We start from the raw sequence: 14499 nt of genomic DNA, 5'->3' as shown, positions 1-14499 counted from the left end.
GCCAGTCGAGCCCGGCGAACAGGGCCTCGAACTGCGCCCGGTTCAAAGTCATCACGCCGTCCCGAACCGCCGGCCAAGTGAAGGAACTATCCTCAAGCCGCTTGTAGGCCATCACCAGCCCGGTGCCGTCCCAGAAGAGTATCTTCAGCCTGTCTGCACGCTTCGCCCGGAACAAAAACACGGTGCCAGTGAACGGATCCTCCTTCAGGACCGATGCGACCTGCGCGGCGAGACCGTCGTGGCCTTTCCTGAAGTCGACCGGCTGGGTCGCCACGAGGATACGGACGGTGTGGGACGGCATCATCACGAGGACGACCCGAGCGCATGGACGATCTCGGCAATCCGCACTGCCGGGGTGTCGGCGGCAAGCACGATCGTCACGTCACCGAAGACGAGACGCAGACTGTCGTCCGACCGCCCCGAGGGCTGCGGCGCCTGCGGGGGCTTCGGCTCGCACAGGACAACCGGCGCGAAGGCCGTCGGCTCATCCGACATCTCGGCGGCGGGCAGGACCAGCTTGCCCTCTTTGGCCAGGCATCGCCACGCCGACAACTGGTTCGGCTTCATCCCGTAACGCGCCGCCACGGCGTTGACCGTCGCGCCCGGCTCAAGTGTCTCCGCGACAGCCTGTGCCTTCACCTTCTCCGGCCACCGGCGGTGCCCGCTCTCGAAGATCTCAACTCCCAGCGATCTGAGAAACGCAGTCTGAACATCCATTGCGAAACGCACTCCCATCTTGAGATGGGTATCACCTCGCAGTCCGCGCCGGCGCAGACAACGTGCCGCTCAGACACCGCTTACGTAGGGGTGCTCGTTCAACGACATGGCATGTCGCGAAACGAGCACCCCCGTGCTGTTGAACGAGCACCTGCGGGCCCGGTGCTTAAAGTGCTCGATGATATGCATTTCGAGTTTGGTATGTCGTTGAACGAGCACCTGGGGCCTCACCCTGTCCTTATGGGCGCAACTGGCCTGCCTGTGATAGCGACGGACGATCGAGGCGCTCCACAAGCGCCTAGCTCGCGCTGGCTAGGTCGGCGGCGGCCGCCCGCAGGAGCCTCGCCAAAATAGAAAAATGGGCTGCGTCTGGGGGAGGCAGTTTGCGCGCGCCCGGACGAACGCAAACTTCGCCCCCGGTGAACCGACTCAGAAATCCAGCGAGTTTCGTTCGCGGTAACCTTGCAGAAAGCTTGCGAGCCGCGGGTCGGAGGGGGCGTCGAACACCTCGCGGGGCGAACCTGATGCGACGATTTCTCCGCGTTCCATGAACACGACGCGGTCGGCGACATGAGCAGCAAAGCCCATCTCGTGGGTGACGACGACCATCGTCATGCCCTCGGCCGCAAGCTGCTTCATGACCGCGAGCACCTCGCCGACGAGCTCGGGATCGAGCGCGCTCGTGGGTTCATCGAAGAGCATAATCCTCGGTTCCATCGCGATCGTCCGGGCGATCGCTACGCGCTGCTGCTGGCCGCCGGAGAGATGACTGGGATGGTTGCCTTCCTTATCGGCCAAGCCGACTTTCTTCAGCGCTTCGCGGGCCCGCTCTCGGGCTTCGCTGCGGGACAGGCCGCGCACACGCTCCAGCCCTTCTGCCACGTTCTGAAGTGCGCTCATGTGCGGCCAGAGATTGAACTGCTGGAACACCATGCCGATGTCGCGTCGCATTTCTCGCAATTGCCGTGCGGCCATCTTTTTGCCGCCCGGTGTTTCGTAACCGATCAGTTGATCGTCGATGCGCACTTCGCCGCTGTCGTATTCCTCCAGGAAGTTGATGCAGCGCAGAAGGGTGGATTTGCCAGAGCCCGAAGGGCCAATCAAGCAGGTCACCTTGCCGGGCGGAATGTCGAGGCTGACCTCGCGCAGGGCCTGGAACGTGCCGTAGAACTTGGAGACGTTGCGCAGGTGGGCTGCGGCGGGGGCAGGGCTGGATTGGGTCATCGTTCAGCTCCGATCAAGCAAGTAATAGGTGAAACGGCGCTCCAGCCTCCGCCCGAGCCGCGAGATCAGCTCGACGAAGCCCCAGAAGAACAAAGCGAGAATCAGGATCGGGGTGAAGAAGGCGAAGGTCTCGCTCATCATCGTCTGGGTCTGGAACATGATTTCGGGCACGGTGATCATCGAAAGGATCACCGTTTCCTTGGTGAGAATGATCGCGAAGTTCACCATGGGGGGCAGGGCGGAGACCATCATGATCGGCACCATGATGCGGCGCACGATCGTCATGTTCGCAAAGCCAATGGCGCGGGCGGCTTCGATCTGTCCTTTCGGGACGGCATCGAAACCGGCGCGCAGGATCTCGGTGAAATAGGCGCTGCCGTAGATCGTCAGCCCGAGGATCCCGGCTGGCAGGGCGTCGAGGCGCAAGCCGAGCAGGGGGCCACCGTAATAGAGCACGAAGATCTGCACGAGGAACGGGGTGCCACGGATGAATTCCACGTAAGCACGGATCGGATAGCCAAGTAAGCTGGGGCCAAAGCGCCGCACGATCTCGATCACGAAGCCCAGGGCGAGGCCGAAAACCGTGCCGAGTGTCCAGCTCAGCAAGGTGACGCCGAATCCGGTCAACAGGTCCGGGCCGTAATGTTGGAGCATCTCGAACATCAGAGAGTGAGCCTCCGTTCCAAAGCGCGACCGGCCTGCGCGATCACGAGGTTGATCGCAAGATAGATGAAGGCGGCGGCAAGGTAGATTTCGAGCGGGCGATAAGTCGCTGCAGCGACCGACTGGCTCATCCGGGTGATCTCGACGATACCAACCACGGTCACCAGCGAACTGGCTTTCACCAGCAGGATCAGCTCATTGACGATGGATGGCAACCCGATCTTGAGCGCTTGCGGCAGGAGGATGCGGATCCAGATGTTGCGCTCACTCATACCGATCGCCAGAGCAGCCTCGGCTTGGCCTTTCGGGATCGCGTTGAGCGAACCGCGCAGCACCTCCGAAAGATAGGCGGCGGCGCAGAGGCCCACGGTCAGAACAGCAGCGACCAGTGCCGGCACATTCAACCCGATCACCGGGAGAAGGTAATAGGCGACGAGCAATTGAATGAGCAGCGGCACCCCACGAAAGAAACTCACGTAAATCGCGGCGGCCCGCCTGAGACCCGGTCGTGCCGACAGGGCGGCGGCACAGATCACTGCACCGAGTATCAGCCCCTCAAGGCACCCCAGAACCGAGATCAGGAGTGTATTGCGCGCGGCCCACAGAAGGACCGGGAAGTTGTCGATGATCACCTGGAAGGAGAACATGGCCTGCCCCGTGAATGCGAGAAAGGGAAGGACGGGCCGATGCGTGACCGGCCCGTCATAGAGGCGATTACAATTCGGGCATGGTTTCGGGCAAGTCGGTCGCGGCGCCGAACCATTTTTCCTGCAACGTCTTCATGCGGCCATCGGCCTCGATCTTCTTGATTGCGTCATTGACGGCGGCGACCAGGCTGTCGCCTTCCCCTTTGCGCGCGACATAACCGAAATAGGTCGGCGTGCCGAAAGGCGGGTTGACCACGGCGAAGTCATCGGGCCGCGTCTTGGCGAGATAGTTGAGCAGCGGGGCGGAGCCCGCGACCGCGTCGAGGCGCCCAGTCATCAGGTCGGCATATGCCTCGTCGGTGGTGCCGTAGCCTTTGATGGTGATGCCGCCGATCTTGTCACTATAGGCTTCGAGCTGTTTCTCCTGCGCGGTGCCTTTTTGAACGCCCACGGTCATGCCCTTGGCGTCGGCCGGTTTCGTCATCTCGCCGCCCTTGCGTTGCACGAAGGCGACCGTCGCATCCGCAATGGGCAGAGTGAAGCTGTAGCGTTTTGCTCGTTCGGACGTCATCGTGACGGGCGCGAGCACGAAATCGAACTTTTTCACTTCGAGGCCGGGGAGGATCGAGGTCCAGGGCAGGTCCTCGTAGACTGGCTTGACGCCGAGCTCCTTGGCGATTTCGTCGAACAGGTCGCGGTCGAAGCCTACATATTCGCCTTGATCGAGCATGTCGAAGGGGGCGTAGTGCATTTCGGTCGCGGCCACGATCTTGCCGGCCGACTTGATATCGGCCAGATCGTCAGCCAGCGCCCCCGTTGCGGTGAGGGCAATTGTGCTCAGACCGAACAGCGCGGATTTCAGCGTGGTGGAAAAGGTCATAGTCTTCTCTCCTGTTGGCGGGGCTTTCTGTCTCCGGCGCCGTGCCCCTTGTGGCACCGGACTGTTGGCCCCGGTGCCGACCCGCGTCGGCGCCGGGGAGTTAATCATGTCGTCGCAGCGTAAGCGCATAGATCGGTCCATCGGCGGACAGACCCGCGAGATCGTCGTCTTCGGCGAGGAGAACCGCGCCAGGCTCGAGTTCGAGGTCACCGAGGCGAGCGGGGGCTTCGCGAACAAACAGAGCGAAGGTGCGCTTGGGCACGGGGTGGCCGGCATCAAGCAGTTCGACCCGGTGCGAAAAAGAGCCACGCCGGGTCATGATGTTGAGATCGATTACCGGCTCTTCGCTTACGCGCGCATCTACAGCGGCTTCGCCGGGAAAGGCGAGGGGGGCGGAGCACGCATCGAGACGAACAAAGCCGCCTTGCGAAAACCGCAGTTCCATGGACCCGCCAGAGAGCACTGTAAGCGTCCTGTCGATCCCGTCGAACCGCGAAAATGGCCCGTCGCGCGCAACTTCGGCCGTGCTCAGGCGCCACAGCATGCCCTCGAAACCTGCGCCCTCGGGGAAGGTCGCAAGTTCCCAGGTGCGACCGCCGCCATTCTTCCATGGCTGTGCTGTCGCTTCGCTGCGGCTCAGAAGCTTCATTTCAGGATCCCGGGAAGGTCGAGACCATGCTCGACCGCGCAGTCCTGCGCGATCTCGTAGCCCGCATCCGCGTGGCGCATCACCCCGGTGGCCGGATCGTTCCAAAGCACCCGCTCGATCCGGCGATCGGCCTCTTCGGTGCCGTCACAGCAGATCACCATTCCGGCATGCTGCGAAAAGCCCATGCCGACGCCGCCGCCGTGGTGCAGCGAGACCCAGGTCGCGCCCGATGCGGTGTTGAGTAGTGCGTTGAGCAGCGGCCAGTCCGAAACTGCATCCGAGCCGTCCTTCATCGCTTCGGTCTCGCGATTGGGCGAAGCAACCGAGCCGCTGTCGAGGTGATCGCGACCGATCACCACCGGAGCCTTGAGTTCACCGTTGCGCACCATCTCGTTGATCGCGAGGCCCGCCTTGTGTCGTTCGCCGAGGCCGATCCACATGATCCGCGCGGGAAGCCCCTGGAAGTCGATCCGCTCGCGCGCCATGTCGAGCCAGCGATGAAGGTGCTCGTTTTCAGGGAACAGCTCTTTCATCCGCGCGTCGGTCTTGTAAATATCCTGCGGATCGCCAGACAGTGCAGCCCAGCGGAACGGACCGACCCCGCGGCAGAATAGCGGGCGGATATAGGCAGGCACGAAACCGGGGAAAGCGAAGGCATTCTCCAGCCCTTCCTCCTGAGCGACCTGGCGGATGTTATTGCCGTAATCGAGCGTCGGCACGCCCGCGTTCCAGAACCCGACCATAGCTGCCACGTGCTCGCGCATCGAGGCGCGGGCGGCGGTCGAGACCTTCGCGGGATCGCTCTCTTGGGTCGCACGCCATTGCGCCACTGACCAGCCTTTTGGCAGGTAGCCGTGATAGGGGTCGTGGGCCGAGGTCTGGTCGGTCACGATGTCCGGACGCCCGTTCGGCAGATCCTCGCCCGCTTGCATCCGGCGCAGGATTTCGGGGAAGATCTCGGCAGCGTTCCCGATCAGAGCGACCGATTTCGCTTCGCCTGCGGTGGTCCAGCGGGCGATCATCGCAAGCGCTTCGTCAAGCGAATGGGTCTTCTCGTCGCAATACCTGGTGCGGATGCGGAAGTCGGCGCGGCTCTCGTCGCATTCGACCGCAAGGCAACAAGCGCCCGCCATGACAGCGGCGAGCGGCTGCGCGCCTCCCATGCCGCCGAGCCCACCGGTCAGGATCCACTTGCCGCGCAGATCCCCATCGTAATGCTGGCGCCCCGCTTCGGCGAAAGTTTCGTAGGTGCCCTGAACGATGCCTTGCGCACCGATATAGATCCACGACCCGGCGGTCATCTGGCCATACATTGCCAGACCCTTCTTATCGAGCTCGTTGAAATGGTCCCAATTGGCCCAGTGCGGCACGAGATTGGAGTTGGCGATCAGCACGCGTGGTGCATCCGCGTGGGTTCTGAAGACCCCGACCGGCTTGCCCGATTGCACGAGCAGCGTTTGATCCGCTTCGAGCTTTCGCAGCGAGTCGCAGATCAGGTCGAAATCCTCCCAGGTGCGTGCGGCGCGGCCGATCCCGCCATAGACCACCAGCTCGTGCGGTTTTTCGGCGACGTCCGGGTGCAAGTTGTTCATCAGCATCCGCAGCGGTGCCTCGGTCAGCCAGCTCTTGGCGGTGATCTCGGTCCCGGTGGCGGGGTAGATGTCGCGCATGTTGTGACGTGGGTTGTTCATCATTTCGGTCCTTCTTGGCAGGTCAGGCGAGCATCCGGCCCGCGATGATGTTGCGTTGAATTTCGGAGGAGCCCTCGTATATGCGCATGATGCGCAGGTCGCGGAGCTGCCGCTCGAGCGGGAAATCTCGTGTGAAGCCGTAGCCGCCGTGGATCTGCAAGGCTTGATCGGTGATGCGCCCTGCGGCTTCGGACGCGAAGAGTTTGGCCTTCGAGGCTGCGGTGGTGAACCGCTCTCCGGCCTGTCGCTGGCGCGCGGCCTCATGGCCCAGAAGTTCGGCGGCCGACAATTCGGTCGCCATGTCGGCGAGCATCCACTGGATGCCCTGCCGGTTGGAGAGCGCCTCGCCCCCGATGACGCGTGCGCGGGCCCAATCGTGGGCGGCGGCCAATGCGGAGCGCGCGATCCCGACAGCCATCGCCGCCACCTCGGTGCGCCCGTTGTCGAGCACTTTCATCGCGGTGCGAAAGCCGGTGCCCTCCTCGCCGAGACGGTTTGCATCGGGCACCATGACATCGACATCGAGTTCCCAGACATGGCCGCCCCGCAGACCCATTGTCTGTTCGACTCGGCCCGGAACGAGGCCGGGTGTGCCCTTCTCAACGACGAAGGCCGAGATTCCCCGGTGACCTGCCTGTGGATCGGTCACGCAGTAGAGGATAATGAAATCGGCGACACCGCCATTCGAGATGAAGCACTTTTTGCCCTTGATGTGCCATTCGTCGCCCTGACGCACTGCGCGGCTGCGCATGTCCGCGGGATCGGACCCCGCATTGGGTTCGGTCAGGCCGAACGCGCCGAGCATCTTCCCCTCGGCCGCGGCAGGCAGAAAGCGCGCGCGTAACGCATCATCGCCCCCGAGCAACAGGCTGTCGGTCGCGAGGAAATGCGCCGTCAGCGCCGAGACGGTGGAGCCGCAGCCGCCTGCGATCGTCGCGACCGCCTCGAAGAGCGCATGGGCCGAGATGTCGGTCCCGCCCCAGCGTTCGGGCAGATTAGCTCCCATCATTCCGGTCTCTGACAGCGCAGCGAGTTGATCATGGACGAACGTTCCGGTTCGATCGGTCTCGCCTGCGCGAGGGACAAGCTCGTCGCGGGCGAAGCACTCCAGCATGTCGAGGAACTGTCGCTCTTCCGCGCTCAAAAGGTGGTCAAAGGCTCTCATTGGCTTGCTTCCTTTACGACGCCGGCCGCGATCAGCCGGGAAATCTGGGCGGCGCTCAGGCCGGCTTCCTGCAGGATCTTTCGGGTCTCTCCTCCAAGCGCGGGCGCTCCAGTCTCAGCGAGTGGTGCTGCGCCTTCGAACCGGATGGGTTGGCCCACGACCGGGCTTTCCCCGAGCGCATGGTGCGGTAGCTGGCGCACGAGAGCGCGCGCCTGCGCGTGGTGCGAAGCCAGTTGCTGGGCCAGGGTCATGATCGGCGCGCTGGGCACCTGCGCCTCGGCGAGTGCCGCAACAACCTTTTCGGTGGGGCGACGGGTGGTCCAGCCTTCGATCACCATGCGTAGCGCCGGCTCGTTTTGCGTGCGTGTCTCATCGGTGAGGAAGCGTGGGTCCTCCGCAGTATCAGGAGCGCCGATCACCTGGCAGAGCGCGGTGAATTGGCGATCGCTCAGCGCCGCGATGATCGCGAGGCCGTCCTGCGTGCGATACGCCCCGAACGGCGTGGAGAGGGGGTGACGGTTCCCGACCCGCTCCACAGGGCGACTTGCATAGAGATGCACCGCATGGCTGGTCGGCAGCATCGCGACGAGACTATCGAGCATCGCGACGTCGAGCGACGCGCCGCGCCCGGTTTTCTCCTTCCCGACGAGCGCGGCAAGGATCGCGATCACCGCGTAGAGCCCGGCCGCTATGTCGCCCAGGGCCTCGCCTACCTTCAACGGGCCACCGGCCTCTTCGCCCGTCGCATCCATCCAGCCCGACATCGCCTGCACTACGAGGTCATAGGCCGGCAGGCCGGAGGCCGGGCTGTCCTGTCCGAAGCCCGAGATCGCGCAATATACGAGGCCGGGATTTTCTTTGCGCAACTCCGCCGGATCGAGGCCCAATCGAGCGGCCACACCGGGGCGGAAATTCTCCACCACGACATCGCATTGCCCGGCCAGCTGGCGCGCGAGTTCTTGTCCCTCGGGCGCTCTCAGATCGATCACGATCGAACTCTTGCCGCGGTTCGTCAGCGCAAAGAGCGCGGACTCCCCGTCGCGAAACGGGCCGATATGACGATAGTCGTCCCCTCGCGGCGGTTCGACCTTGATAACTTGCGCTCCGAGATCCGCCAGTAAGGCGGTCGCGAAGGGGCCCGAGAGGACACGAGTGAGGTCGAGGATGCGAAGCCCTTCGAGCGGTTTCATGCGACAAGCTCCGGGGCCAGCATTTCGAGCGCGCGCAGGATCTCGCCCAAGTGGGGCCGCAAACGTGCGGCTTTCCCGGCGCTGATTTCCCAAGGCGGGGCTTCCGCCGCGAGGTGGGTCGATTGGGCCAGTTCCATCTGGATGGCGTGGACGCCGCTTTCAGGCTCGCCGTAGTTGCGAGTTGTCCAGCCGCCGCGGAACCGGCCATTGATGACATGGCTGAACCCGTCTGCGCGCGCGCAGATATCGGCCGTCACGGTCTCGATTCGCGGATCGCAGCTGGTGCCATTCGCGGTGCCGATATTGAAATCGGGCAGCTTTCCGTCGAACAGGAAAGGGATGTGCGAGCGGATCGAGTGGCAATCGTAGAGGATCGCCACGCCGTGGCGCGCGCGCACCCGTTCGATCTGAGTGCGCAGGGCGGCGTGATAGGGCGTGTGGAACTCAGCGAGCCGGTGGGTGATCTCCTCAGCGGCTGGCTCTGTCGTCCAGATCGGCGCGCCATCGAAATCAGTGAGCGGAACGAGCCCGGTCGTGTTTTGCCCGGGATAGAGGCTCTCGTTTTCGGGGCCGCGGTTCGCGTCGATCACATAGCGGTGGAAGGTTGCACGCACCGAGGTCGCGCCCGGCAGAAGCCCTGCATAGAGCTCGTGGATATTCCAGTCGGTATCCGCCAGTGCGCGGCCACGGTCATTGAGCGCCTCTCGCACGTCCGCAGGAACCCAGGTTCCGGTATGGGGAAGACCAAGGATGACGGGGCTCTCTCCTTCGGTGATTTCGACGGGATCCGGGGCGATCGAACTCATGCTGCGACCCCCAGTCCGGCAGCGGTGACGAGCGTCGAGTCTTCAACTAGCCTGCGGGCCTTTTCGAGATCAGGAGCGAGGTAGCGATCGGCGCCCATCGTTTCGACATGGCGCCGTAAGACCTCGATTGTTCGCGCGAGCGGGGCGGATGTCACCAAGGGCGCGCGGAACTCGATGCCCTGCGCGCCACACAGCGCCTCCACTCCGAGTATCACCGAGAGATTGCGCGTCATCAGCATCAAGCGCCGTGCGCCATGGGCTGCCATGCTGACATGGTCCTCCTGATTGGCGCTGGTTGGTGTGCTGTCTACCGAACATGGGGCGGCGAGATGCTTGTTCTCGCTCATCAGGGCTGCAGTGGTCACCTCGGCGATCATCAAGCCGCTGTTGAGCCCCGCTTGAGGTGTGAGAAAGGGCGGCAGCCCGAAACTGAGCGCGGGATCGACCATTAGCGCAATGCGACGTTGCGCAATCGCGCCAATCTCGGCAACGGCCAGCGCGATCTGGTCCGCAGCGAAAGCTACGGGCTCGGCGTGGAAGTTCCCTCCCGACACGATCGTGCCATCGGAGAGCACGAGCGGGTTGTCGGTCACTGCGTTGGCCTCGGTGATCAGGGTCCGGCCGGCGAAGCGTAACAGGTCGAGTGCAGCACCGGTCACTTGCGGCTGGCAGCGGATGCAGTAGGGATCCTGCACCCGGTCGTCCCCTTCGCGATGGCTCTCGCGAATTTCGCTGCCGTCGAGCAGTTCGCGCATCGCCTTCGCGACTTCGATCTGGCCCGTATGACCGCGGAGGCTATGAATTTCGGCCCTTGTGGGCGCTGTCGACCCCATGATCGCATCCGTCGACATCGCGCCGGTCACGATGGCCGTGCGCAGGCAGGTCATCGCGCGGAAGAGACCCACAAGCCCAAGTGCGGTTGAAAATTGCGTTCCGTTGATGAGCGCGAGCCCTTCCTTTGCGCCGAGCGTTATCGGGAAGAGACCTGCAGCGGTAAGCGCATCCGCGCCGGGCTGTCGCTGGCCCTCGAACACGGCTTCCCCTTCGCCGATCATGACAGCGGCCATATGTGCGAGCGGTGCGAGGTCGCCCGAGGCGCCGACGCTGCCTTGTTCAGGCACAACCGGCGTGACGCCGTGCTCCAGCATACCCTCGATCAGAGCGATGATTTCGGGACGAACCCCCGAGGCGCCGCGTCCAAGGCTGAGTAGCTTTAGCGCCATCATGAGACGTGTCGTCTCCACCGGCAGGGGATCGCCGACGCCGCAACAGTGAGACAGGATCAGGTTGCGCTGGAGGGTTGCGGTATCCTCGGACGCGATGCGCACCGAGGACAGCTTGCCGAAGCCGGTATTTACCCCGTAGACGGCGTCCTCGCCCTTGGCCGCTGAGGCAATCCGTGCGGCCGAGGTCGCGATCGCGCTCGCGGTGCTCGGATCGAGCCGCGCGGCCGCGCCGGTGCGCCAGAGGTTTTCGAGCTGCTCGAGGGTGACCTCGCCCGGCATCAATGTCAGCATTTGCGGCCTCCGAAGTAGCGGCAGTGAAGGGGGTTGAAGCCGATCCGATAGGTCAGCTCGGCGGGATCGGTTACGTCCCAGACCGCGAGGTCTGCCCGCATACCGACGCCGAGCCGTCCGCAATCCTCAAGGCCGAGTGCCTGCGCCGCATGGCGGGTGACCCCGTCGAGGCATTCGGTCGGCGTCATGCGAAAGAGCGTCGCGCCCATGTTCATGGTCAAAAGGAGCGACGTGAGCGGTGAGGTCCCGGGATTGCAGTCGGTGGCGAGCGCCATCGCGGCACCTGCTGCACGGAACTCGGCGATCGGCGGCATTCTGGTCTCGCGCAGTGTGTAGAAGGCCCCGGGCAGAAGCACGGCGACGCTGCCCGCGCGTGCCAGCGCTTCGGCGTCGTCCGCGGTCGCATATTCGACGTGATCTGCAGAGAGCCCACCGCGCGCGGCGACGAGCCGGGTGCCACCTTGGTGGCTGAGCTGTTCCGCATGAAGCTTGACCGGGAGACCCAGTTCTTGCGCGACATCGAAGACCCGCGCCATCTGCTCGGCAGAAAAGGCAATCGACTCGCAGAACCCGTCTACCGCATCGACAAGTCCCTCGGCATGGGCGGCCCGTAGACCTGCGATGACCACTTCATCGAGATAGACTTCCGCACGCCCGGCATACTCCGGAGGCAAAGCGTGTGCGGCGAGCCAGGTCGTCATGATGCGGACGAGACGCTCCTTTTCGAGTCGACGCGCCGCGCGCAGCATCTTGATCTCGTCTTCAACGCTCAACCCATAGCCTGATTTGATTTCGACCGCCGCCACGCCTTCTGCCAGCAGCGCATCGAGACGGGGCAGGGCGGAGGCGACCAGATCGTCCTCGCTTGCGGTGCGTGTGGCATTGACTGTGGAAAGGATGCCACCGCCGCTGCGCGCAATTTCCTCGTAGCTCACACCTTCCAGGCGTTGCTCGAATTCGCGCGCTCGGCTGCCGCCATATACGAGATGGGTATGGCAATCGATCAGGGCCGGGGTGACCAGCCGCCCGGCGAGGTCCTGGCCGTCTGTCGAGCCTTCCCCGATCTCTGCGATGCGCCCGTCTTTAATACGCAACCACCCTGAGAAGACACGGTTCTCTGTGGCTCCGTCGCAGGGGGCCAGTGTTGCATTGGTGAGGGTGAACTCTGTCATGAACTCGATTCGTGCTTGATTTGCGATTAATATGTCTACACATAAAAAACCTGTCAACACGGAGGGGCAACCATGCAGACGATCTGGGCGCATAGGGCGCTGGTGGCGAATTCCTGGGCGGAACGGGTAAGAATTGACCTCGATGAGGATGGTCGCATCGGCGCGATCGCACCGGGAGCGACCTGCCCCGAGGACGCGAAGCGGGTTGAAATCCTGCTACCTGCTCCGGCCAACCTGCACAGCCACGCGTTTCAACGTGCAATGGCGGGCCTCTCCGAACGGCGCGGCGCAGACCCGCATGACAGCTTCTGGACCTGGCGACGGCTGATGTATCGGTTCCTCGACCGCCTCACTCCGGATGACGTTCAGACGATCGCGGCTTTCGTTCAGATGGAGATGCTCGAGGCCGGTTACGCTACCAATGTCGAGTTTCACTACCTGCATCACGCTCCGGGTGGTCGGCCCTATGAAGATCTGGCCGAGATGGCCGGACGGATCGCGGCGGCGGCGGCCCAGACCGGGATCGGGCTGACGCTTTTGCCAGTGCTCTATACCTATGGCGGGCTCGATCGGCGCGCGCTTGTCTCGGGGCAGGACCGCTTCGGCAACGATCCCGAGCGCTTTGCGCGTCTGGTCGAGGGGGCGCGTCGCCATGTTGCAGAGCTTGGTGCAGATAGCGGATTGGGGATCGCTCCGCACAGCCTGCGCGCGGTGGACAAGAGTGGGCTCGAGACGGCGGTCTCGCTTGCAGGCGATGCACCGATTCATATTCATCTGGCCGAGCAACAGGCCGAGGTTGAGGAGGTCAGGGCCGCGACAGGTGCGCGGCCCGTTGAATGGCTGCTCGAGAATGCCTCGGTCGACCGCCGGTGGTGCCTGATCCATGCAACCCAGATGCAGCCCGCAGAAACCGAGGCGCTCGCTGCGACGGGCGCGGTGGCCGGTCTCTGTCCGATCACCGAGTCGAGCCTCGGAGACGGAATTTTCGACGGCGTGCGCTGGCGGGCCGCAGGTGGGGAGTTCGGTGTCGGGTCGGATAGCAATATTCGGATTTCGCTCACCGAGGAATTGCGCACGCTCGAATATTCCCAGCGTTTGCGCGATCATTCGCGTGCCGCGCTTGCCGATCCGGACCGCTCGACTGGGCGCGTCCTGTTTCAGGGGGCGGTCGAGGGAGGGGCGCAGGCGGCAGGACGCGCCAGCGGAGCCATCGCGACGGGGCTTTGGGCCGATCTTCTCGCGCTTGACGACCTTGGGCCAGACGGTCAAGGGAGGCTCGGCGACGTCCTGCTCGATACCTGGATTTTCGCGCGTGATGATCGCGCGGTGCGCGATGTATGGTCCGCGGGGCGTCATGTGGTGCAGGACGGGCGTCACGTTCAACGCGATGCGATCGCGCGGGCATACGGGCGTGTTACGAAGCGGTTGGGGTATGAGGTATGACGGTGACGAGAGAGGATGGGGCTGACAATTCGATCAGCTGGCAGTCGATCCGCGACGAGATGATGGCGCGGATCCGCGCGCAGCTCTATGCGCCCGGCGAATTGATCCCCAATGAGGTGGATCTCGCTGCAGAATTCGGCTGCGCGCGGGCCACGGTGAACCGCGCGCTGCGCGATCTCGCGACATCGGGTTTTCTCGACCGGCGCCGAAAGGCTGGCACCCGGGTGCGCGAAGCACCGCGCCGCAAGGCCACGCTCACGATCCCGCTGACCCATGCCGAGGTCGAAGCCAGCGGGGCGCGCTACGCATACCGCTTGCTGGAGCGCAAGATCGAGGCTCCGCCGCCGCTGGTGCGCGAGAAGCTGAGGCTGTCGGGAAGCGAGCGCCTGCTCCATGTCAGCAGCCTTCATCTGGCCGATGATGTGCCGCACATGTTCGAAAATCGCTGGATCGTGCTCGATACCGTGCCCGAGATCGAGGACGTGGACTTGTCCAAGACCAGCCCGAATGTCTGGCTCGTGCGGCAGGCACCTTATACTCACGGCACGATGGAATTCCTGGCAGAAGCCGCTGGGGCAGCTGCAAAACATCTTGTCTGCGCGCCCGACGATCCAGTTCTTACGATGCTCCGGGTGACCTGGCTCGATGCGCAACCGATCACCTATGCGCGGCAATCCTTCTCGCCGTCCCATCGGATGCGTCTGGAGCTCTGAAAGGGGGCGGATCAAACGTCCA

At 63.9% G+C, this 14499-nt stretch carries 15 protein-coding genes; 2 read left to right on the top strand and 13 right to left on the bottom strand.

Features of this window, described 5'->3' with window-relative positions:
* The 13 genes from tnpB to hutI all read right to left on the bottom strand — a co-directional run.
* Positions 1 to 304, bottom strand: a 304-nt coding sequence (tnpB, locus tag BMI87_RS18970) for an IS66 family insertion sequence element accessory protein TnpB (RefSeq protein WP_146681679.1), incomplete at its 3' end; no start/stop codon positions are given.
* A complete protein-coding gene (locus BMI87_RS22960; RefSeq protein ID WP_256376247.1) occupies positions 304 to 717 on the bottom strand; it encodes a transposase in 414 nt (137 codons plus the stop codon). The genes BMI87_RS22960 and tnpB, both read right to left, overlap by 1 nt.
* A gap of 429 nt (positions 718 to 1146) precedes the next feature.
* Positions 1147 to 1941: an amino acid ABC transporter ATP-binding protein gene (locus BMI87_RS18960; protein ID WP_078523108.1), complete on the bottom strand. Its 795-nt coding sequence runs from the start codon at positions 1939 to 1941 to the stop codon at positions 1147 to 1149.
* A gap of 3 nt (positions 1942 to 1944) precedes the next feature.
* On the bottom strand, positions 1945 to 2604 hold the full coding sequence (locus BMI87_RS18955; RefSeq protein WP_233243235.1) for an amino acid ABC transporter permease: 660 nt from the start codon (positions 2602 to 2604) through the stop codon (positions 1945 to 1947).
* The gene (locus BMI87_RS18950) at positions 2604 to 3251 is read right to left on the bottom strand and encodes an amino acid ABC transporter permease (RefSeq protein WP_078523106.1); all 648 of its coding nucleotides are present in this window, start codon (positions 3249 to 3251) and stop codon (positions 2604 to 2606) included. The genes BMI87_RS18955 and BMI87_RS18950 overlap by 1 nt, the downstream gene beginning before the upstream one ends.
* Positions 3252 to 3318: 67 nt before the next feature.
* Positions 3319 to 4131 (bottom strand): transporter substrate-binding domain-containing protein, encoded by an 813-nt coding sequence (locus tag BMI87_RS18945; protein ID WP_078523105.1) that lies wholly within the window; start codon positions 4129 to 4131, stop codon positions 3319 to 3321.
* A 100-nt stretch (positions 4132 to 4231) separates the two neighbouring features.
* Entirely contained in the window at positions 4232 to 4780 is a 549-nt protein-coding gene (locus BMI87_RS18940; protein ID WP_078523104.1) for a HutD family protein, read from the bottom strand.
* The gene (gene hutU, locus BMI87_RS18935; protein WP_078523117.1) at positions 4777 to 6471 is read right to left on the bottom strand and encodes a urocanate hydratase; all 1695 of its coding nucleotides are present in this window, start codon (positions 6469 to 6471) and stop codon (positions 4777 to 4779) included. Before hutU ends, BMI87_RS18940 begins: the two co-directional genes overlap by 4 nt.
* 22 nt (positions 6472 to 6493) lie before the next feature.
* Complete coding sequence (locus tag BMI87_RS18930) at positions 6494 to 7636, bottom strand: acyl-CoA dehydrogenase family protein (protein WP_078523102.1); 1143 nt, start codon at positions 7634 to 7636, stop codon at positions 6494 to 6496.
* Positions 7633 to 8826 (bottom strand): CaiB/BaiF CoA-transferase family protein, encoded by a 1194-nt coding sequence (locus BMI87_RS18925; protein WP_078523101.1) that lies wholly within the window; start codon positions 8824 to 8826, stop codon positions 7633 to 7635. Before BMI87_RS18925 ends, BMI87_RS18930 begins: the two co-directional genes overlap by 4 nt.
* On the bottom strand, positions 8823 to 9632 hold the full coding sequence (gene hutG, locus BMI87_RS18920; RefSeq protein ID WP_078523100.1) for an N-formylglutamate deformylase: 810 nt from the start codon (positions 9630 to 9632) through the stop codon (positions 8823 to 8825). Before hutG ends, BMI87_RS18925 begins: the two co-directional genes overlap by 4 nt.
* Positions 9629 to 11149 carry a histidine ammonia-lyase gene (hutH, locus tag BMI87_RS18915; protein ID WP_078523099.1) on the bottom strand — a complete coding sequence of 507 codons (1521 nt, stop codon included), beginning with the start codon at positions 11147 to 11149 and terminating at the stop codon, positions 9629 to 9631. The genes hutG and hutH overlap by 4 nt, the downstream gene beginning before the upstream one ends.
* Positions 11143 to 12321, bottom strand: a complete 1179-nt coding sequence (hutI, locus tag BMI87_RS18910; protein WP_078523098.1) for an imidazolonepropionase — start codon at positions 12319 to 12321, stop codon at positions 11143 to 11145. The genes hutH and hutI overlap by 7 nt, the downstream gene beginning before the upstream one ends.
* 72 nt (positions 12322 to 12393) lie before the next feature.
* Here hutI and BMI87_RS18905 point away from each other — a divergent pair, with 72 nt between their 5' ends.
* Together BMI87_RS18905 and BMI87_RS18900 are read left to right on the top strand one after the other, a co-directional pair.
* Positions 12394 to 13764 carry a formimidoylglutamate deiminase gene (locus BMI87_RS18905; protein ID WP_078523097.1) on the top strand — a complete coding sequence of 457 codons (1371 nt, stop codon included), beginning with the start codon at positions 12394 to 12396 and terminating at the stop codon, positions 13762 to 13764.
* The gene (locus tag BMI87_RS18900; protein WP_078523095.1) at positions 13761 to 14477 is read left to right on the top strand and encodes a GntR family transcriptional regulator; all 717 of its coding nucleotides are present in this window, start codon (positions 13761 to 13763) and stop codon (positions 14475 to 14477) included. Before BMI87_RS18905 ends, BMI87_RS18900 begins: the two co-directional genes overlap by 4 nt.
* The last annotated feature ends 22 nt before the right edge of the window (positions 14478 to 14499 follow it).

Origin of the sequence: Thioclava sp. F28-4, from assembly GCF_002020045.1 — a bacterium.
GTDB lineage: Bacteria > Pseudomonadota > Alphaproteobacteria > Rhodobacterales > Rhodobacteraceae > Thioclava > Thioclava sediminum.
Note: the sequence above shows the minus strand (reverse complement) of the source record. Positions and strands in the feature narration are given on the sequence as shown.

Coding starts and splice junctions, on each gene's coding strand:
- BMI87_RS22960 (WP_256376247.1), bottom strand. CDS start 717: ATGGATGTTCAGACTGCGTTTCTCAGATCGCTGGGAGTTGAGATCTTC.
- BMI87_RS18960 (WP_078523108.1), bottom strand. CDS start 1,941: ATGACCCAATCCAGCCCTGCCCCCGCCGCAGCCCACCTGCGCAACGTC.
- BMI87_RS18955 (WP_233243235.1), bottom strand. CDS start 2,604: ATGTTCGAGATGCTCCAACATTACGGCCCGGACCTGTTGACCGGATTC.
- BMI87_RS18950 (WP_078523106.1), bottom strand. CDS start 3,251: ATGTTCTCCTTCCAGGTGATCATCGACAACTTCCCGGTCCTTCTGTGG.
- BMI87_RS18945 (WP_078523105.1), bottom strand. CDS start 4,131: ATGACCTTTTCCACCACGCTGAAATCCGCGCTGTTCGGTCTGAGCACA.
- BMI87_RS18940 (WP_078523104.1), bottom strand. CDS start 4,780: ATGAAGCTTCTGAGCCGCAGCGAAGCGACAGCACAGCCATGGAAGAAT.
- hutU (WP_078523117.1), bottom strand. CDS start 6,471: ATGAACAACCCACGTCACAACATGCGCGACATCTACCCCGCCACCGGG.
- BMI87_RS18930 (WP_078523102.1), bottom strand. CDS start 7,636: ATGAGAGCCTTTGACCACCTTTTGAGCGCGGAAGAGCGACAGTTCCTC.
- BMI87_RS18925 (WP_078523101.1), bottom strand. CDS start 8,826: ATGAAACCGCTCGAAGGGCTTCGCATCCTCGACCTCACTCGTGTCCTC.
- hutG (WP_078523100.1), bottom strand. CDS start 9,632: ATGAGTTCGATCGCCCCGGATCCCGTCGAAATCACCGAAGGAGAGAGC.
- hutH (WP_078523099.1), bottom strand. CDS start 11,149: ATGCTGACATTGATGCCGGGCGAGGTCACCCTCGAGCAGCTCGAAAAC.
- hutI (WP_078523098.1), bottom strand. CDS start 12,321: ATGACAGAGTTCACCCTCACCAATGCAACACTGGCCCCCTGCGACGGA.
- BMI87_RS18905 (WP_078523097.1), top strand. CDS start 12,394: ATGCAGACGATCTGGGCGCATAGGGCGCTGGTGGCGAATTCCTGGGCG.
- BMI87_RS18900 (WP_078523095.1), top strand. CDS start 13,761: ATGACGGTGACGAGAGAGGATGGGGCTGACAATTCGATCAGCTGGCAG.